This window comes from Rhodococcus marinonascens NBRC 14363 (assembly GCF_001894885.1).
Lineage (GTDB): Bacteria > Actinomycetota > Actinomycetes > Mycobacteriales > Mycobacteriaceae > Rhodococcus_F > Rhodococcus_F marinonascens.
This window is the reverse complement of the sequence record NZ_BCXB01000001.1, coordinates 21,554-40,238: the sequence shown is the minus strand read 5'-3', so window position 1 is coordinate 40,238 and position 18,685 is coordinate 21,554. Positions and strand designations below refer to the sequence as shown.

18 protein-coding genes are annotated in these 18,685 nt (G+C 64.5%); 2 read left to right on the top strand and 16 right to left on the bottom strand.

Annotated elements, in window-relative coordinates; all coding sequences use genetic code 11:
• Nucleotides 1-98: 98 nt before the first annotated feature.
• The 11 genes from RM2_RS00185 to ftsH form a co-directional block, all read right to left on the bottom strand.
• Complete coding sequence (locus RM2_RS00185) at nt 99-914, bottom strand: type III pantothenate kinase (protein ID WP_072686840.1); 816 nt, start codon at nt 912-914, stop codon at nt 99-101.
• Between the two features lie 2 nt (nt 915-916).
• Nucleotides 917-1,363, bottom strand: a complete 447-nt coding sequence (gene panD / locus RM2_RS00180; protein WP_072686839.1) for an aspartate 1-decarboxylase — start codon at nt 1,361-1,363, stop codon at nt 917-919.
• A 10-nt stretch (nt 1,364-1,373) separates the two neighbouring features.
• The gene (panC, locus tag RM2_RS00175) at nt 1,374-2,312 is read right to left on the bottom strand and encodes a pantoate--beta-alanine ligase (protein WP_174553808.1); all 939 of its coding nucleotides are present in this window, start codon (nt 2,310-2,312) and stop codon (nt 1,374-1,376) included.
• A gap of 5 nt (nt 2,313-2,317) precedes the next feature.
• Nucleotides 2,318-3,244, bottom strand: a complete 927-nt coding sequence (locus tag RM2_RS00170; RefSeq protein WP_072687176.1) for a Rossmann-like and DUF2520 domain-containing protein — start codon at nt 3,242-3,244, stop codon at nt 2,318-2,320.
• 195 nt (nt 3,245-3,439) lie between these two features.
• Nucleotides 3,440-4,324: a DUF6779 domain-containing protein gene (locus RM2_RS00165; protein ID WP_174553807.1), complete on the bottom strand. Its 885-nt coding sequence runs from the start codon at nt 4,322-4,324 to the stop codon at nt 3,440-3,442.
• Between the two features lie 68 nt (nt 4,325-4,392).
• Nucleotides 4,393-4,860, bottom strand: coding sequence for a DUF3180 domain-containing protein (locus tag RM2_RS00160; RefSeq protein WP_072687175.1), 468 nt, complete (start codon nt 4,858-4,860; stop codon nt 4,393-4,395).
• A gap of 20 nt (nt 4,861-4,880) precedes the next feature.
• On the bottom strand, nt 4,881-5,393 hold the full coding sequence (gene folK / locus RM2_RS00155; RefSeq protein WP_072686836.1) for a 2-amino-4-hydroxy-6-hydroxymethyldihydropteridine diphosphokinase: 513 nt from the start codon (nt 5,391-5,393) through the stop codon (nt 4,881-4,883).
• Nucleotides 5,390-5,752 (bottom strand): dihydroneopterin aldolase, encoded by a 363-nt coding sequence (gene folB, locus RM2_RS00150; protein ID WP_072686835.1) that lies wholly within the window; start codon nt 5,750-5,752, stop codon nt 5,390-5,392. The genes folK and folB overlap by 4 nt, the downstream gene beginning before the upstream one ends.
• The gene (gene folP, locus RM2_RS00145; RefSeq protein ID WP_084721573.1) at nt 5,745-6,602 is read right to left on the bottom strand and encodes a dihydropteroate synthase; all 858 of its coding nucleotides are present in this window, start codon (nt 6,600-6,602) and stop codon (nt 5,745-5,747) included. Before folP ends, folB begins: the two co-directional genes overlap by 8 nt.
• Complete coding sequence (gene folE, locus RM2_RS00140) at nt 6,599-7,216, bottom strand: GTP cyclohydrolase I FolE (RefSeq protein ID WP_072686834.1); 618 nt, start codon at nt 7,214-7,216, stop codon at nt 6,599-6,601. Before folE ends, folP begins: the two co-directional genes overlap by 4 nt.
• Before the next feature lie 59 nt (nt 7,217-7,275).
• Nucleotides 7,276-9,549, bottom strand: coding sequence for an ATP-dependent zinc metalloprotease FtsH (gene ftsH, locus RM2_RS00135; RefSeq protein WP_072686833.1), 2,274 nt, complete (start codon nt 9,547-9,549; stop codon nt 7,276-7,278).
• Nucleotides 9,550-10,027: 478 nt separating this feature from the next.
• On the opposite strand from ftsH, the gene RM2_RS00130 reads away from it, so the two are divergent.
• Nucleotides 10,028-12,091: a serine/threonine-protein kinase gene (locus tag RM2_RS00130; RefSeq protein WP_072686832.1), complete on the top strand. Its 2,064-nt coding sequence runs from the start codon at nt 10,028-10,030 to the stop codon at nt 12,089-12,091.
• Nucleotides 12,092-12,123: 32 nt separating this feature from the next.
• Here the strand turns inward: RM2_RS00130 and hpt are convergent, their stop codons facing one another.
• The 4 genes from hpt to dacB are packed head-to-tail and all read right to left on the bottom strand — an operon-like array spanning nt 12,124 to nt 16,099.
• Nucleotides 12,124-12,678, bottom strand: coding sequence for a hypoxanthine phosphoribosyltransferase (gene hpt / locus RM2_RS00125; RefSeq protein WP_072686831.1), 555 nt, complete (start codon nt 12,676-12,678; stop codon nt 12,124-12,126).
• Between the two features lie 4 nt (nt 12,679-12,682).
• Nucleotides 12,683-13,660 (bottom strand): tRNA lysidine(34) synthetase TilS, encoded by a 978-nt coding sequence (tilS, locus tag RM2_RS00120; protein ID WP_072686830.1) that lies wholly within the window; start codon nt 13,658-13,660, stop codon nt 12,683-12,685.
• A gap of 22 nt (nt 13,661-13,682) precedes the next feature.
• On the bottom strand, nt 13,683-14,720 hold the full coding sequence (locus RM2_RS00115) for an Rv3626c family coenzyme F420 biosynthesis-associated protein (protein ID WP_072687173.1): 1,038 nt from the start codon (nt 14,718-14,720) through the stop codon (nt 13,683-13,685).
• On the bottom strand, nt 14,720-16,099 hold the full coding sequence (dacB, locus tag RM2_RS00110) for a D-alanyl-D-alanine carboxypeptidase/D-alanyl-D-alanine endopeptidase (protein ID WP_084721595.1): 1,380 nt from the start codon (nt 16,097-16,099) through the stop codon (nt 14,720-14,722). The genes RM2_RS00115 and dacB overlap by 1 nt, the downstream gene beginning before the upstream one ends.
• Nucleotides 16,100-16,235: 136 nt before the next feature.
• On the opposite strand from dacB, the gene RM2_RS00105 reads away from it, so the two are divergent.
• A complete protein-coding gene (locus RM2_RS00105; protein WP_072686828.1) occupies nt 16,236-16,727 on the top strand; it encodes an inorganic diphosphatase in 492 nt (163 codons plus the stop codon).
• Between the two features lie 110 nt (nt 16,728-16,837).
• On the opposite strand, the gene RM2_RS00100 is transcribed toward RM2_RS00105, so the two are convergent.
• Nucleotides 16,838-18,655: an MDR family MFS transporter gene (locus RM2_RS00100; RefSeq protein ID WP_084721572.1), complete on the bottom strand. Its 1,818-nt coding sequence runs from the start codon at nt 18,653-18,655 to the stop codon at nt 16,838-16,840.
• Between the last annotated feature and the right edge of the window lie 30 nt (nt 18,656-18,685).

Sequence of the window (18,685 nt, the reverse complement as noted above, 5' to 3'; positions counted from 1 at the left end):
TTGGTCAAGGCAGCATTCAGCCTCGACAACACTCCCGAGCACTCGTGCAGAGATTCACGCCAACCATTCTGGCATAACTTCCGCGCAGATGGAACCGATCATCCGAGCGGACTGCGGCGATCTCCCCGGCGCACCTGATTTCGCTCGTAGACCAGTCGAAGTCCTTCGAGCGTGAGGTCCGGCTCGAACTCGTCGACGGTCTCACTTTCCGAGATAATCAGCGGCGCGCTGTCGCCGGTCGCGATGACCACGACGTCGGACCCTGAGAACGCGGGCAATTCCTTTCGAACGCGGCGAACCAACCCGTCGACGAGTCCCGCGAAACCGAACACCGCTCCCGACTGCATGCATTCGACGGTGTTCTTGCCGACCACCGAACGCGGACGCACCAACTCGACCTTGCGCAGCGCCGCCGACTGCGACGCCAGCGCGTCCGAGGAGATCTCGAGCCCTGGTGCGATGGCACCGCCGAGAAACTCTCCCTTGCCCGACACGACGTCGACGCACGTGGATGTCCCGAAGTCGACCACGATGCATAGAGTGCCGTAGAGATGATGTGCCGCAAGGCTGTTGACGATCCTGTCGGCGCCCACTTCCTTGGGGTTGTCCACCAGCAGCGGGACACCGGTCCGCACTCCGGGTTCGACGACGACGTGGGGAACGTGACCCCAGTACCGAGTCAGCATCACGCGAATCTCGTGCAGTACAGACGGCACGGTGGACAGCGCCGACACACCGGTAATTTGGTCGGCGTGTCCGCCGAGCAACCCTCGGAACATCAGTGCCAGCTCGTCGGCGGTCATCCGGGCGTCGGTCCGCATTCGCCAGTCCTGCACCAGCTTCGCGTGTTCACCCGACCCGGTGAACAGTCCGAGAACGATGTTGGTGTTCCGGACATCGACGGCGAGGAGCACCGTCAGACCAGACTGGATTCGCGGTCGGCGCCGGGCGTTGCGACCATTCGCGGCGTGACCAGACCGGAGCCCTCCGGCGCATGCGCGGGGTCGGAGCCGAGTTCGACCTGCTTGTTGGCGGCGTCGACGAACACGACTCGCGGCTCGTACTCGCGCACTTCCTGCTCGTTCATGACTCCGTAGGCAATGAGGATGACGAGATCGCTGGGGTGGACCAGATGTGCAGCCGCACCGTTGATTCCGATGACGCCGCTACCGCGCTCACCGGCGATCACATAGGTTTCGAGCCGCGCTCCGTTGTTGATATCGACGATGCACACCTGCTCGCCCTCGAGAAGGTCGGCGGCGTCCATCAGATCCTGGTCGACCGTCACGGAGCCCACGTAGTGCAGGTCAGCGTGCGTGACGGTAGCGCGGTGAATCTTCGACTTCATCATGGTGCGAAACATGTTCCGGTCCTTACTCTCCAGCTGAAGTGAGTTCGTCGGAGGACGAGGCGGGTGGCTGGTCGTCACGTTCGAGGAAGCCGGTACCGACAGCAACACCGACGTTATCGATCAAGCGGGTGGTTCCGACTCGCGCCGCCACGAGAAGTCTGCCGTCGCCGCGTCCGGGCGCGGGACCCAGATCAACGCCCCGCACCTCGAGATACTCGACGTCCACTTCCGGTGTCGAGGCCAACACCTCGCGAGCGGCGGCCACGATGGCCTCGGCACCCCCGGCTGCGGCATGCGCCCCAGCGATCAACGCCGCGGACAGTGCGGTGGCCGCGTTCCGCTGTTCCTCGTCGAGGTAACCGTTCCGTGAGGACAACGCCAAACCGTCGTGCTCACGGACCGTGGGCACGCCGACAATTCGGACATCGACGTTCAGGTCGGTCACCATCTGCCGGATCAGCGTCAGTTGCTGATAGTCCTTTTCGCCGAAATACGCAACGTGGGAAGCGGCGATCTGCAGCAATTTGGCGACCACGGTCAGCATGCCCGCGAAGTGCGTCGGCCGGGACGCGCCGTCGAGTTCGGCACCGAGCGGTCCCGGATGGATCATCGTCCGTCGACCGTCCGGGTACATCGTCGCGGCCGTGGGCACGAACGCCAGCTCCACCCCAGCACCGCGCAGCAGGTCGAGGTCGGCACCAAGGGTGCGTGGGTAGGTGTCGTGATCCTCACCCGCGCCGAACTGCAGCGGGTTGACAAAAATCGAGACGATCACCACCGCACCGGTGAGCTTGGCCTGACGCACCAACTCCATGTGACCGGTGTGGAGGGCTCCCATCGTCGGCACCAACGCCACCTGGCGGCCGACGCCGCGCAACGCCTTCGAGACCCGGGTCAGTACTTTGGGGTCATGATGCACGGTCAGTTCCCCGCGCTTGTATCCGCCTTGCAGCTCGCTCATCGAACTCATCTCCGGTCCTCCAGAATGTCAAGCAGTTCAGAATTCGCGCCGGCGCGTTGGGCCGACCTCAGCGAAAGTGCGCGGTAGCTGTCCGCGATCTGCGGATCGACATCCTCGAGCACCCGTAGATGAGTGAGAACAGCCTCCGTGTCGCCTCGCGCGACCGGACCCGTGAGTGCGGTCGGCCCGCGCCGCAGGGCGTTGTCGAGCGCCGCAGAGAGTAGCGGCTGGAGAACTCGTTCGGCCAGGCCGTTCGGCTCGTCGCCGATCAACTCCTGACCGAGTAGTTCCTGGCCTTCGAGGGCGACTCGCAGTGCGGCCACAGCGTCGACGACGAGCGCCACCAGGTGGTTACTGCCGTGCGCGAGGGCCGCATGGTAGAGCGGCCGCATACCCTCGCTCACCCGGAACGGCTCGCCACCGATCTCGAGGACCAACGACTGCGCGATCGCGTAGCCGATGGCGTCGGCGGCAGTGACGCCGAAGCACGCCGAGGCGAGTCGCACGATGTCCTCGTCGTGCCCGGTGAACGTCATCGCCGGGTGAATCGCCAGCGGAACGACGCCCTGCTCGGTGAGGGGATCTAGAATCTCGATGCCGTTCGCCCCCGACGTGTGGGCCACGATCGTCCGACCCGAGACCGCGCGAGTGGACGCCAGCCCTGCAATCAGGGATGCGAGTTCCGCGTCAGGTACCGCGAGAATTAGCAGTTCGGAGCGGGCTGCAACATCCGCTACCGGCAGAATCTCGCTCTCGGGGAGTCGCGTACGTGCCCGATGACGTGACGCTTCGGATACCGCAGAACAGCCGACGACGATGTGACCCACCCGCTCCAACGCCGCGCCCACAGCCGTACCGACTCGGCCGGCGGAGACGATTCCTACCGCCAAACGCGCAGGCGCAGGGTCATGAGTGATCCCGACAGAGGTCACCTTCGTCCTCTCGTTCGTTCCAGTCCCGCTCTGCGGGTACCAGACGTTCTCGAGTGACAATAGCCTGGCGCGAACACACACCGCCATCCACCCGCCAAGTGATGTATGCCTCACACGGCGCCGTGCAGGCGTGACGCACGCGGCGCCGTGCAGGCGTGACGCACGCGGCGCTGTTCCCTCGTCGTGCCCGACCGACTACTCGGCGCGACGGCGGCGACCTGTTCGCTGGGCCGACCCGGACTCTGACGCCATGTTGGCCATGATCTCCGCCACGGAGAGTCCGTTCGAGTGGGCACCTGATGCTTCTTCGTCCTCCAATTCGCGGCGGCGACCGTGACGCGACACGGTCGCCGGCTCGAACTCTTGGACAGGCTGCGGTTCGGGAGCGGGCACTGGTTCCGGTTGAACCTCGGGTGGGGAGTAGTCAGCGTATCCGACGTGTGAAGACTCCACGATGGACGTCTCCGCGGTGACCGGATCGTCACCCTCATCAGCAAAAACGGCGGAATACTGGTTGTCGCCGCTCTGATCTCTGCTGTCCGCGATGTGTCCCGCGCCCGGGATGTGCTGATCGGGGGTGGCAGGCGGATGACTACTGTTCGAGCCACCCCCCAGTTCCTGCACACGCGTCGAGTCAGCACGCAGCGCGATCCGTTCGGTCTGCAGACTGCCGTCGAACAGAGCCTCGAGGTTCATGCGGAGATATCCGAGTTCGGTGCGCAACGCTGCGAGTTCGTCTGAGTCGGCGCGCACCTCGGTACGCACACGCTGCTCGACTGTGAGTTCGTACTCACGCCGAGCCGAGATCTCCCTCTCGAGTTGCAACTCGTAGACCATCTGCAGATCGCCGACCTTCGCCTTGTCGAGCGCCGACTCACGCCGGTATTTCGTCATGGCGAGGGCGCCCACGGTGGCGGCCCACAGTGCGGCTATCAATCCCACTCGCAAGAGTTGGACGCTCTCGCTGAAGATCAGAAACAGGGACGCAACCACCGCGAGCGCCAGCAGACCGGCAACGATCATCTGGCTCGCGCTGCGCTGGTTGCGGCGCGCAGACCTGAGGCGACCAGGATTCGTCATAGTGCCAGGGTACTTGGGCAGGAAGGCTGCACGGCCCATTCCGCACAGGCCGCGCGATTGCTGATTTCCTATAGAGCAGGCTCGTCGGAAGGGTCGTCCGGAGTTCGGCAACAGTGTTCCAGCCACAGTGCGGAGCCGACGAGCGCCAGCGCCGCCACGAGACCCGCCCACGCGCCCGGAGTGTCCAAGACCGCAGCACGTAGCACAGACCGTTGCGGAAGCAGGTACAGCAGGAATCCGCCCCACACACCCGCGGTCGCCGCACCGACCAGTGCGGATGCCTTGGCCAGCGCCGCGATGCGAGCCGCGGTGATCGGGTGCAGCTGACGGGGTCCGTCGCCCACCTGATGACTGCTGATCCGGGAACGCACCATGAACCCAAGAACCAGTTCGATCACCGCAAGCGGATACAGCGACGCCCCCGCATAGACCGGAATGGGCGGAAACGATCCGTAGAACACGCGGACGAGAATCCAAGTGACCGCGACAGCGAGAGCAGCCAGGACTAGCAGATCCCAGATGCGTGTGGGCTTCATGGTGCCGGTCGGTTCCGGTTTCACCGCGACCGCCGCTTCAGCGCAAGTCGGGTGCGGTGAACACCAGCCCGTTCGTGCTCGTCCAGCAACGCCAGCAATGCCTCCACCCGGATGATCTCCCCGTCGACCGGCAGCACGGCCTCGGGTTCCACGTCCAGCCACGGGATCAGCACGAAGGCACGCTCGTGTGCACGCGGGTGCGGCAACGTCAGTTCAGGATCATCACTCCGGACCTCATCGCACGTCACGACGTCGACATCGAGCGTGCGAGGTCCCCAGCGTTCAACCCGGACGCGGTCGGCTTCGGCCTCGAACCGCTGTCCGCGCCGCAGCCAGCCGTAGCCGTCGGCAGCCGGATCGTCTACGACGATCACGGCGTTGAGGAAGTCCTGCTGCTCGACGCCCCCCCACGGTGCGGTCGAATAGACCGGGGAGAGGGCCAGAACGCGATCGCCCAGCCCATCGACCACGGATTGCAGGTGGGCAAGGCTGTCGCCGACGTTGGACCCGATCGATAACACCGCGCGACTCATGGCCGCGACCTGTGCGAAACCACCGCCACGTCCGCGAAGGTAAGCGGGATAGGGGCGGAAGGCTTGTGCAACACCACCTCGGTGCGCTCGACGCGAGGGTCGGTCATCACTCCATCCGCGATCTCCGCGGCGACGGTCTCGATGAGATCCCGCGGCGGTCCCGCGATGATCGCGGCCGCACGTTCGGCCAGTCCACCGTAGTCCAGCGTGTCCTCGAGGTAGTCGGAGTCTGCCGCCGGGGCGAGATCCATCCAGACGGTGATATCGACCAAGAAGTCCTGGCCGTCCCGCTTCTCATAGTCGAAGACACCGTGATTTCCGCGAACCCGCAATCCTCGCAATTCGATTCGGTCACTCACGTCCCGATACACCCTTCGTCCAAGCCTCGGCCACCGCGATGGCGTCGAGGGATCCCTGCGCGTCGTGCACCCGAACACCCCAGGCGCCGTGCGCCGCCGCGAGCGCCGAGACGACGGCGGTCGCCACTTCGCGCCCCGCCGGTGGCCTACTCACGCCCTCCACATCCGCCAACAGCGAACCCAGGAAACGTTTGCGCGAAGCGCCGATGAGGACGGGGAAGCCCAGTTCGGTGAATTCGGGCAGCGCCTTCAGCAAGGCCCAATTGTGATCGGCGTTCTTCGCGAAACCCAGACCCGGATCCAACACGAGCGAACCTGGATCGACACCGGCCTTCACTGCAAGATCGACCTGCGCCATCAACTCGTCCCGAACCTCACGGACCACGTCGTCGTAGTGATCGACGGTGCCGCGATGCACGAAATCGCCGGCCGAACGCCAATGCATCAGAATCCACGGAACACCCGCTTCCGCGACCACCGAAGCCATTGCCGCATCCGCACGGCCACCGGCGACATCGTTGATTATCGACGCGCCCGCCGCGATCGCGGCCTTCGCGACGGATGCCCGCATGGTGTCGACGCTGACACAAATGCCCTCGGCCACCAGGTCCGCGATCACGGGCACAACCCGCCCCGCCTCGACATCGGGGTCGACTCGCGTCGCGCCCGGCCGCGTGGACTCACCGCCGACGTCGACGATATCGACACCGAGACGCAACAGGTCGAGACCGCGCTGCAGCGCTGCGTCACGATCGAGAAACTGTCCACCGTCGGAAAAGGAATCGTCGGTGACGTTCAGTACGCCCATCACCACGGTTCGACCGGGTGAAGGAAGCAGGATCACGGTCACTTCCGCAGAATGAGGTCCAGAGCCTCCGAACGTGAGGCGGGACTGGACTGGAGCAGACCGCGCACCGCGGAAGTTGTAGTGCTCGCGCCCGGCTTGCGGATCCCTCGCATCGCCATGCACAGGTGCTCGGCCTCGATCACCACGATCGCTCCGCGCGGATCGAGACTGCGCATGATGGAATCGGCAATCTGGCTGGTCAGACGCTCCTGAACCTGCGGGCGCTTGGCGTAGAGATCGACCACCCGGGCCAGTTTCGACAGCCCCGTCACCCTGCCGGTCACACCGGGGATGTACCCGACATGCGCGACCCCGTGGAAAGACACGAGATGATGCTCACAGGTCGAGTACAGCGGAATGTCGCGCACCACCACAAGTTCCTGGTGCCCCTCGTCGAACGTCGTGTTCAGTACGGCGTCAGGATCGGTATAGAGGCCCGCGAAGACCTCGCGGTACGAGCGCGCCACCCGGGCGGGCGTGTCGAGAAGTCCCGGGCGGTCCGGGTCTTCACCGACAGCGATCAAGAGTTCGCGCACAGCAGCCTCGGCACGGGGCTGATCGAACACCCGGCCTGTCTTGAGTGCCACAAGCTCACTATCGAGATGATTCACCGACAACCGAACTCCTCCAGTACCGAGACCAACCGTCCCGAAGCAACAACCTAGTGCCCGGTGGATCAGTTCGATCCGTCCGGTCCTTTCCAGGCCCTTGACTGTGCATCTGACTGTGCGTCGTCGTCCCCAGTGCCACGCTGCTCGTACGGCGGTTGGTTCCACTGGCTACTCGGACCCTGACTACCACCCTGACCCTGACTACCGGAGAACTGGCCCTCTGGATTCTGGTTCCCCGGGTCACGTGGTGGCCAACCCGGAGCCGACCATCCCGCAGGCGCACCGTAGTCCGGCCTCGACTGCACAGGCCCACCCTGCGGGCGAGACGCTGCCTGCTGCGGATAGCCGTTGGCGGGCGCCGGCTGCGACTGCTGCTGAGTGAACACCGGTTCGGGCTGCTTCGGCCACGGCTCGCCGCGCTCGACTGCTAGTTCCCTCGGAGTCTTGACCGGCGGCTTGTCAGACGGGGTCCGTTGCCCAAAGTCGTTGAATGCGGTGATACGCGGACGCTTTTCGACGCTGTGGAAGATCTTCTCGAGGTCCTTGCGTGTGAGAGTCTCACGTTCGAGGAGTTCGGTGGCCAGGATGTCCAGCACGTCCCGGTACTCGTCGAGGATGGCCCACGCCTCGGTGTGAGCGGCCTCGATGAGGTTCCGGACCTCTTCGTCTATCTCTCGAGCGACCTCGTGAGAGTAGTCGGATTGCTGACCCATCGTCCGGCCGAGGAACGGGTCTGCCCCCTCCTGTCCGTATCGCACCGCACCCAACTTGGCGCTCATTCCGTACTCGGTGACCATTGACCGGGCGATCTTCGTCGCCATGTCGATGTCCGAAGAAGCGCCGGTGGTCGGCTCGTGGAAGACAAGTTCTTCGGCCGCGCGGCCGCCCATCGCCATCACGAGGCGAGCGATCATCTCGGATCGCGTCATCAGGCCCTTGTCGTCCTCGGGCACCGTCATCGCGTGACCGCCGGTGCGGCCGCGGGCGAGGATGGTGACCTTGTAGACGGGCTCGATGTCGGGCATCGCCCACGCCGCGAGCGTATGCCCGCCCTCGTGGTAAGCAGTGATCTTCTTCTCGTGCTCGCTGATGATGCGACTCTTGCGGCGCGGACCACCGACAACGCGATCGACCGACTCCTCGAGCGCGACCTCTGTGATGACGGTGCCGTTCTCGCGCGCAGTGAGCAGCGCGGCCTCGTTGATGACGTTGGCGAGGTCGGCGCCCGACATCCCGACGGTGCGCTTGGCCAGTCCCTCGAGGTCCGCGTTCTGATCGATCGGCTTGCCCTGGGAATGGACCTTCAGGATGGCGCGGCGACCGGCGAGGTCGGGGGCACCGACCGGAATCTGCCGGTCGAAGCGGCCGGGACGCAGCAAAGCGGGATCCAGAATGTCGGGCCGGTTCGTGGCTGCGATCAGGATGACGCCGGTGCGGTCGCCGAAGCCGTCCATCTCGACGAGCAATTGATTGAGAGTTTGTTCGCGCTCGTCGTGTCCGCCACCGAGGCCCGCGCCACGCTGGCGGCCGACTGCGTCGATCTCGTCCACGAAGATGATGCAAGGGCTGTTCTGCTTGGCCTGCTCGAACATGTCGCGCACGCGGGATGCACCCACGCCGACGAACATCTCGACGAAGTCGGAACCTGAGATCGTGAAGAATGGGACACCAGCCTCACCTGCCACCGCGCGGGCGAGCAGGGTCTTACCGGTTCCGGGGGGACCGTAGAGCAGGACGCCCCTGGGAATTTTTGCGCCCAGAGCCTGGTAACGCGCCGGACTCTGGAGGAAGTCCTTGATCTCGTAAAGCTCCTCTACGGCCTCGTCCGCACCCGCGACGTCGGCGAAGGTCGTCTTCGGCCTGTCCTTCGTCAACTCCTTGGCCTTCGACTTGCCGAAGCCCATGACGCCTCCGCGCCCGCCGCCCTGCATGCGACTCATCACGAAGAAGAAGATGCCAAGGAGGATCACCATCGGCAGCACGAACAGCAGGATCGAGCTGAGCCAACTCTCCTGCGTGACAGTGGTGTTGTAGCTCTCGAGACCCTTGCTGGAGACCTCGTTGAAGATCGTCTCCGATGCCGACTCCGGATACTTCGCGAGGATCTCGGTCTGGCCCTCGGTAGCGTCGTTGCCCGACTTCAGCCACAGGCGCACCTGCTGTTCCCGGTCGTCGATCTGCGCCTTGTCGACGTTGTTCGCATCAAGTTGCGCGATCGCTACCGACGTGTCGACACCCTTGAATCCGCGCGTGTCATTGCCAAAGTAGCTGAAGGCATAGATCACCAAGAGAATGCCGGCAACGATCGCCAGGTTTCGAAACACAGTCTTACGGTTCATACAGGTCGACCGAGATGGCCGGTCCTTTCGAGAGTGCGGGTCTTCCGGGCCTTCCGGCTGCAAACCGGACATACCAGGTTACCGCGAGGGCACTCCGGCTACTCCGGCTACTCCAGCTAGCAGCCAACCGCCCGTGGGAGCGGTCTCTTCTCTGTCAACGCCTGCGGGGGTCTATCGGTTCCCCCAGCCTACGATCAGGCCGAATGTACGGGAGTTGAACTACGGGCGCGACAGACCGGCCCGCGCCGCACCTCACCTCGGGGCAACGCCGGGGCCTCGATTGCAGTTGCCTCAGGTCGAGTCCCTTCGGTGCGGCGCTCGTCCCAACCATTTCGAGCATTTGTGCTGGATACGATAGGTCTGCCGGGTTACGATTCACATATCCCCGAATGGGACTTTTCGCCCAACTCCAGATGACGCAGCTCCAGGCAACCCACTATGCATTCAGACAATCGCCTAGTAGAACCTTCAATGTGCAATGACCAGACGTATCAGGTCGGGTAAGAACGAATCGGACTCTGCCGAACGAACCGGCGGAGCGCCGACCTCCGTCCACGGGAGCAGCGACCCGGCACTCGCGGTCAGCCCAAATCACACAGTCTCAAATGCTGATCGCACGGTCTTGGCTCCGACGGTCAACACGGAGCAGACCGCGACAATCAGTACGGAGCAGACCGCGGCGGCTGGGCCGACTGCGACCGCCCGGCAGCAGGACACGCTCGTAACGAAACCACCGAGCGCCGACCTCGACGACGTCGAGGTCGGACAGCAGGTCGACGACTTCGATCTGCTGATGGGTCTGGGCAGCGGAGCGTTCGGCCGGGTGTTCCTGGCGCGCCAGCGGTCGATGCAGCGACTCGTCGCTGTGAAGATCTCGCGCGATCATGGAAACGAACCACAAACCCTCGCTCGACTCGACCACAACTACATCGTGAGGGTGTTCGACCAGCGGTTGCTCGAGGATCGCAAACTACGGCTGCTCTACATGCAGTACCTACCGGGCGGCACCCTGCTGCGGGTCCTGCGCCGAGTCCGCGTCACGCCGGAACGCGAACGAACCGGGAGCCTCCTGCTGGACGTCATCGACGAGGAAATGCGGGAGAAGGGCGAGATCAGGCCCACCGATTCGAGTGTTCGCGACGAGATCGCGTCGCTGACGTGGCCGGAGACGATCGCGTGGCTCGGGCGACGACTCGCCGAAGCCCTCGGCTACGCGGGCAAGCGCGGCGTCCTGCACCGTGACATAAAACCGGCCAACATCCTGCTGACAGCAGAGGGGGTGCCCAAGCTGGCAGATTTCAACATCAGTTTCAGCGATACCGTCGCCGGTGCGTCACCGCTGGCATACTTCGGCGGATCCCTCGCCTACATGTCCCCTGAGCAACTCGAGGCGTGTCACCGCGAGAAGCCAGGGACGGCCGCGGATCTCGACACCCGTAGCGACATCTTCGCGCTCGGAGTGATGCTGTGGGAGCTGATGTGTGGCCGACGGCCGTACGACGACGACGAAGTTCCGGGCGAGTCTCTCGCCTCGCTCGAAGCGATGATCGATCGGCGAAGCCGCGACATCGACGCTGAGTTCCTCGACCAACTGCCGGACGACTGCCCGGCGTCACTGCGACGAGTTCTGCTGAAGTGTCTCTCACCGAAGCCCGCGGACCGCTGGTCCTCCGGAACCGAGTTGGCCCAGCAGTTCGACCTGTGCCTCAACACTCGGGCCCGCGACCTGGTCGATCCACCGCCGAACAGCACGCGAATGCGGCTCCGTCGCTGGGCGCTCCCCATCCTGGTCGCGGGAATCGCGGTGCCGAACGCTCTCGCAGGAGCCTACAACTACAACCTCAACAAGATACTGATCATCAGCGCACTGACGCCGGAAGCCCAGCACTCGTTCGGCAATATCCAAATGGTGATCAACTCGATCGCATTCCCGCTGGGCGCGATCGTGCTGCTCTACTGGTGTCGCTATCCGCTAGTCGTACCGTGGGGTCTGCGCAAGGGGCGGACGTACGACCGTCACCTTCTCGCCCGCGCCCGCTCCGACACGTTGCTGCTCGGCGACCGCGTGGTGCTGGTGGTGTTCGGGTTGTGGCTCGTCGCGGGAGTCGCCTATCCGATCTCCCTGCAACTTGCGGCGGGGAACGTGCCCCCTGGCGCGTACGTGCACTTCATCGCGTCACTCATAGTGTGCGGTGCGATGTCGGTGGCGTACCCGTTTTTCGTGGTCGCCTTCTTCGCAGTGCGCTACATCTACCCCGCCCTGCTACCGCAGGACATCGCCAGCAGCGCCGATGCGCACAAGCTTCGCGGCTTGGATCGCCGTAGCACGTTCTATCTCGCGTTGGCCGCGTCCGTTCCGCTGGCCGGGGTGGCCGGGGTGACGTTTCTTTCGCCGGACGAGATCACCCTCGTCATCATCGCGGTCCGCATCCTGTGTGTCGGGTCGATCTTCGCGTTCATCGGCATCTTCTGGCTGTTCCGCCAGTTCGAGAAGGACCTACGGGCGCTCGAACTCGCGGTGTCGCACAAGCCCGCCCACTGACCGGAAACGCCGACCAGCGATTCCCGCGAGATTCAGCCGCCGTAGACGGATGGTTCGAGGGTTCCGATGTATGGCAGGTCGCGGTAGCGCTCCGCGTAGTCGAGGCCGTACCCGACCACGAATTCGTTGGGAATATCGAAGCCCACGTTCGCGACGTTGATGTCGACCTTGACCGCGTCGGGCTTGCGCAACAGTGTGACCACATCGAGCGACGCCGGGTTACGTGTCGAGAGGTTCCGCATCAACCAGGACAACGTCAGACCGGAGTCGATGATGTCCTCGACGATAAGCACGTGGCGGCCGGCGATGTCCTTGTCGAGGTCCTTCAGGATACGTACGACGCCTGAGGAGGACGTGGACGAACCGTAGGAACTGACGGCCATGAACTCCAGCTGAGTGGGGATGGGCAGGGCCCGTGCGAAATCGGTCATGAAGAAGATCGCACCCTTGAGGACGCCGATCAGGAGCAGATCTCCTTCCGGAGCACCCTCCGGGTAACGCTTGGCGATTTCCTCGGCCAGTTCCACGGTACGTCGACGAATCTCATCCTCGGAGATCAGTACCGATGCGATGTCGCCCTCGTACACGCGATCAAACCCTTCGTTGGTCGTCCAATCCGACGTTCAGCCTGCCACGTCTACGCCAGACCACCAACCTCGCATCCGGTGTTCCACCACCGATCGCCACCGGCCCCTGCCCACGCCACCGCGCAACGAGGTCGTCCACGGCCCGCAGTTGTCTGTTGCCGAGCCCCCGCGCACCCGCGGCGAGAAGCCAACCACGCAACACCCGGCGTCGGACGGGTGGAGCCGATAGGGCGAGAACTACCGCATCGATCTCTCGGTCCACCACCGCCTCCGATCCGGCATCCGCCGCCACCGCATCGAGGACAGCCCCTTCCTCCCGCAACTGCTCCCCGGTACGGGCGAGGGCTCCGGCGACGCCACCGCCCAAAACCTCCTCGAGTAGCGGCAGCACCTCTGTGCGCAACCGCACCCGAACAAAGTCGGGCGACGCGTTGTGCGGATCTTCGTGTGGGCTCAGCCTTAGCTCCTCGCAGGCCTGATGTGTCACCGCGCGTCGCACCTCGAGAAATGGTCGCCCCCAAGGGCTTTCGTACTCACTCATACCCCAGATCGATCGACCACCCGACCCGCGCGAGAGCCCCAGCAGCACTGTCTCGGCCTGATCGTCGAGCGTGTGGCCCAACAGCACCGGGCGGTTGCCGCGCGCGCGGTCGAGTGCTGTGTAGCGGGCCTGGCGAGCGGCCGCCTCGAGTCCACCCGATCCGTTCACATCGACTGGAAGCACCTCGGCGTTCGCACAGCCCAGCGCACGGGCCCGCTCTGCTGCCGCCTCAGCCACGTCCGCCGACCCGGACTGTAGTTGGTGGTCGACGACCAGCGCTCGGACCGTGCGCGCCTCGGCGGCAGCCGCCGCCGCCAACGCCAGTGAGTCCGCGCCACCCGACAACGCCACCGCGACATCACCATCCGGGCGGTGCGCAGCGATCCAGCGCCGCACGGCGTGACGGAGGTCGAGGATCGCCGGTTCCTCGGGAAGCAACATCGCCGACTCCGCCTCTCTGCCGTCAGCCCAGCACCCGCGACACCCAGGCTTCGGGCCGGTCGATCTCGGCGAGCCTGGGCAGGGTGTCGGGGCCGGTCCAGATCGTGTTGAACCCGTCCATCCCCACCCTCTCTACAACAGCATCGACGAACGCCTTGCCACGCACGTACTGCGCCATTTTGGCGTCCATTCCGAGAAGAGCCCGGATCAGTCGATGCACCGGGTTGCTCTTGCGGCGACGCCGACTGTCGAATGCTGCGCGAATCGTTGTCACCGACGGCACGACAGTCGGCCCGACCGCGTCCATCACGTGATCCGCATGACCCTCGAGCAAAGTTCCGAGCACCAGCAAACGGTCGAGCGCCTCGCGTTGCGGTTCTGCCTGTGTCGCACGCATCAACCCGACGAGGCCGCCGGGCACGTCCGACTCGCTCCGGCCGCGGTCCCGCAGTGCCGACGAGAGCCGTCCGGCGAGGTCCGAGACCGATTCGTCGACCGAGGATCCGAGGGTTTCCACGGATTCCTGCATGTATCCCGTGAGCCACGGTGACGACGAGAACTGCACCCGGTGCGTCACCTCGTGCAGGCACACCCAGAGCCGAAAGTCGCTGGGACGCACTCTCAGCGCACGCTCTACGGCCACCACGTTGGGTGCCACCAGCAGCAGGGTTCCGTTGTCACCGGTGAACGGGTCGTACTGGCCGAGAATCGCCGAAGACAGGTAGGCGAGCATCGCACCCACCTGAATGCCTGCGGGCTTGCCGGTCAGAAGCCCCGTTGCGGCACCACCACCGGTGAGCTGTTCCATCGAATGCGCGGCAGCGTGAATCCACCCACTCCGGTCGAGGATCTGCGCTGTCGGCACCGGTAGTCCGTCGGCGAGTCCGGTCACCTCCCGGACAGGAACCTCTGCCCGCATCGACGCCTCGGACAGTTCCGCAACGACCGTCTCCGCCGTATACCGCGATGTGGCCGGGCCGCTGCGAACCAGTTTCACGCCTGTCCTGGCGGCTAGGTCCCAGTCGACTGCACCGCTGAAAGCACTTCCCTCGGTAGCCATCACTGACACCCGCATGTGCGGAGCGTTGCCGCCAGCGCGTCGAGTGCGGGGCGACTGACCTCCGGCGGGCTGTCGTTGGACATCAGCGCAAAGGTCAGGACACGCCCGTCCTGATCCACGACATAGCCGGCCAGAGCGCTGGCTATGTCCAGGGTGCCGGTCTTCGCGCGCACCCACCCGGCGCCCGCCCGGGTGCCGGAGGCGTAGCGGTCGGACAGGCTGCCCGTGGCACCGGCCACTGGCAAGTAGTCGAGCATCGGGCGCAGAACGGGCATGCCGACTCCGGCTGCCGACGTCAATACCTGGTCGAGCAGCTGTGGAGCGATGCGGTCGTCGACGGACAACCCGCTCGCGTCGTGCAGAGTCAGTCCCGACAGGTCGAATCCAGCCGCAGTCAGTTTCTGGGAAATGGCCGCGACGGCTCCCGCGAACGATGCTTCCGCGCCGGCATTCATGGCCACCTCCCGTCCGATTGCTTCGGCAAGCACATTGTCCGAGTGTTCCATCATCTGCCGCAGCCGGTCGCGCAACGGCGCGGACCGGACACTCGCGACCGTGGCCGCATCAGGCGATGCGACTCCGGGACTGACCGCAGACGGGTCCACACCAAGTGCAGCGGCGAGCACCCGACCGGCGTCGATCGCGGGCGTGGCACTGCGCGGTGACTCGTCCACCAACGGGTCCTCTCGTCCACCGTCGATCATGATCGGCTCGGTCGGCGTGATGAATCCCGCACCGATGTCGTCCGGATACCACCCCTGCGCCATTGCTGCGCCGGAGTAAATGCTGGTGTCGACCACTATTCTCGTCGCCTGGATCCCGGCCTTACGGATCTGATCGACAAGCTCCGATATGTGTGCCGCACCCGGGTAGTACCCGCTCTCGCCGACCGGCATGGCAGTGAGGGTGGGATCACCACCGGCGACGAGCACGATCTCGCCGGGAGCGCCTCGCACCACCCTGGTCGTCACACGATGGTCGGACGGCAGCGACAGCAATGCGGCCCCCGCCGTGAGGATTTTAGTGCTGGAAGCGGGTGTCGCCGGCACCTGTGGATTGACACTCCACAGCACCTGCCCGGTGAGGGCGTCGGCCACCGTTCCACTGAAAACGCCCAAACCCGGGTTGGCAGCTACCGGACCCAACGCCGCAGCAATCCCCTGCGGGGTCGGGATCGGTGCGTCGTCCGGGACCGGTATGAGATTCGGCGCGGCAGTGATCCGGGCAGGTTCTGGGGCTCTCGTCAGATGATCACGGCCCGCCGATGCGGCCTGCGTCGACACCACGATCACGAAGCCTCCCGCCATCGCAAACACCACCACGATCGAGGCGACCAGCAGGCGCCTGTTCCGACGATGACGTTCGGCCAACGAGCCGATCTTCTTCTTTCCCTGGCCCGGCAATGCGCCTCCGCCTTCACTGTGCTGTTCGTGGGTGGTCAGACAACCAACCTTATCCTCGACCCGATATCCTCTCGGAGGAGAATCATCATCGACACGACAGCGAGGAATCGGCGTGGAGTTCGACGTCACCATCGAGATCCCCAAGGGACAGCGAAACAAGTACGAGGTCGACCACGTGAGCGGCCGCGTGAAGCTGGACCGCTACCTCTACACCTCGTTCGGTTACCCGGCCGACTACGGCTTCATCGAGAACACCCTCGGCGAAGACGGCGATCCGCTGGACGCGCTGGTGCTGCTCCCCGAGTCCGTTTACCCCGGCGTCATCGTCGAGGCTCGCCCGGTCGGCATGTTCAAGATGGTCGACGAGGCCGGCGGCGACGACAAGGTGCTGTGCGTGCCCGCGGGCGACCCGCGCTGGGACCACATCCAGGATATTGCGGACGTCCCCAAGTTCGAACTGGACGCCATCGAGCACTTCTTCGTCCACTACAAGGACCTCGAGCCGAACAAGCACGTCACAGGCGCCGACTGGGTCGGTGTTGCCGAGGCGAAAGCAGAGATCGAGGCTTCGATCAAGCGCCTGAAGGACAGCAGCAGCCACTGAGTAGAACGGCATTCAGCAGCGTTCGACGACATTCGCGGCAACGGCGCCCTTCTCCCCGAAAATGGGGTGAGAGAGGCGCCGTTCTCGCACCTAATGCTCTGTGACGGGGCTTATGCCCTGTGACGGGCCCTATGGCTTTGCGAGGTCCCTGGGCTCTGCGAGGTCCCTAGGCTCTGCGAGGTCCCTAGGCTCTGCGAGGTCCCTGAGATGGTCTTCGCGGAAACGCGCGCCTCCTCCCGCGCTTCGTCGTCTTGCGCTTCATCCTCTTGTGCTGGGTCCGACTGCTCGCGCGCCGAGGACTGGAGACCGGACTCGGTCCGGAGTGGCATTTCCTTCCACACCAGGGTCAAGAGGAAGGCGAAGACCGCGAGAATCGACACGATCAGGAAGACCGACCCGATGGCGTCGGCAAATCCTTCGCGGAACGGCAGCGCCAAGACGTCACTCAGTCTGCCGATAATCGAACTGTCTGAGAGCACCCCGCCCACGGCGGCATGATCCGGGCTGAGTATGCCCTGAGCCAGGGCAGCTTCAGCCGGGTCATTGCTCTGTGCGGCCGTCACCACGGCTTGCTGAAATTCGGGAGTACCCGCCGCGTCGGTCACGCGCTCGCCGATGGCCGGGGTCAGTTTGGAGAAGAGGATCGACAGAAAGATCGCAACCCCCGCAGTTCCGCCGATTTGCCGGAAGAACGTCGCCGCGCCGGTGGACACTCCCATGTCCTGGGGCGGCAGCGCGTTCTGAATGGCGAGAGTCAACGGCTGCATCAAGTTCCCGAGCCCGAGGCCAACGATCAACATGTAGACCATGAGGAGGGGCATCTGCGTATCAGCGGCCACCGTATGTAACAGGAACCCACCGATCACGACCAGGGCCGTACCCACGATCGGAAAGTACCGGTACCGCCCGGTCCGCGAAATAATCTGACCGCTGACCACCGAGCCCACCATGAGACCGAGAACCATAGGCAAGATCTGGAATCCGGCGATAGTGGGGCTCGAGCCCTTCACCACCTGCAGGTACTGCGGAAGCAGGATGAGGCCGCCGAACATAGCTGCGCCGACGACAACGCTGATGACAACACCGAGCGTGAAGGTGCTGTTGCGGAAGAAGCGCATCGGGATGAGAGCGGCGTCCTTCATCGCCACTTCCACCAGGACGAATGCCAGCACCCCGATCACGCCGATGATATAACACACCAACGATTGCGGACTACCCCATCCCCACTCGCGCCCCTGCTCGGCGACCACGAGCAACGGCACCACACCAACCGCAAGGGCGATTGCGCCCCACCAGTCGATCCGTTGGTCATCGATCGGGCGTTTCGGGAGGTTCAGAACTTTGAAAACTACCACCAGCGCGATGAGTCCGACCGGCACGTTCACCAAGAACACCCAGCGCCAGCCAGCGATTCCGAGGATCGTGTCCTGCCCCGCTAGCACACCTCCGAGGACAGGTCCGATGACGCTGGACGTGCCGAACGTCGCCAGGAAGTATCCCTGATACTTGGCGCGTTCACGCGGGGAGACAATGTCACCGACGATGGTGAGCGCCAACGAGAACAAACCGCCCGCACCGAGTCCCTGCAGCGCACGAAAGGCCGCGAGCATGTACATCGACGTCGAGAACGTGCACAGGAACGAGCCGATCACGAACACCGAGATCGCGAACATGAAGAACGGCTTGCGCCCGTAGAGGTCGGACAGTTTGCCGTAAAGCGGCGTTGCCAGGGTCGCGGTGATGAGGTAGGCGGTGGTGGCCCACGCCTGCAGCGAGTAGCCATCGAGATCGTCGGCGATCGTGCGGATCGCCGTCGACACGATGGTCTGATCGAGCGCAGCAAGGAACATGCCGAGCATCAAACCGCTAATAATGACAAGAATTTGCCGGTGGGAGTAAGCCACCGGCGTTTCAACCGAATGCGACACTGTGTCCTCGATGCGCCTAAGAGTTTATTT

Coding starts and splice junctions, on each gene's coding strand:
- panD (WP_072686839.1), bottom strand. CDS start 1,363: ATGTTTCGCACCATGATGAAGTCGAAGATTCACCGCGCTACCGTCACG.
- panC (WP_174553808.1), bottom strand. CDS start 2,312: ATGAGCGAGCTGCAAGGCGGATACAAGCGCGGGGAACTGACCGTGCAT.
- RM2_RS00165 (WP_174553807.1), bottom strand. CDS start 4,324: ATGACGAATCCTGGTCGCCTCAGGTCTGCGCGCCGCAACCAGCGCAGC.
- RM2_RS00160 (WP_072687175.1), bottom strand. CDS start 4,860: ATGAAGCCCACACGCATCTGGGATCTGCTAGTCCTGGCTGCTCTCGCT.
- folK (WP_072686836.1), bottom strand. CDS start 5,393: ATGAGTCGCGCGGTGTTATCGATCGGGTCCAACGTCGGCGACAGCCTT.
- ftsH (WP_072686833.1), bottom strand. CDS start 9,549: ATGAACCGTAAGACTGTGTTTCGAAACCTGGCGATCGTTGCCGGCATT.
- RM2_RS00130 (WP_072686832.1), top strand. CDS start 10,028: ATGACCAGACGTATCAGGTCGGGTAAGAACGAATCGGACTCTGCCGAA.
- tilS (WP_072686830.1), bottom strand. CDS start 13,660: ATGTTGCTTCCCGAGGAACCGGCGATCCTCGACCTCCGTCACGCCGTG.
- RM2_RS00115 (WP_072687173.1), bottom strand. CDS start 14,720: ATGGCTACCGAGGGAAGTGCTTTCAGCGGTGCAGTCGACTGGGACCTA.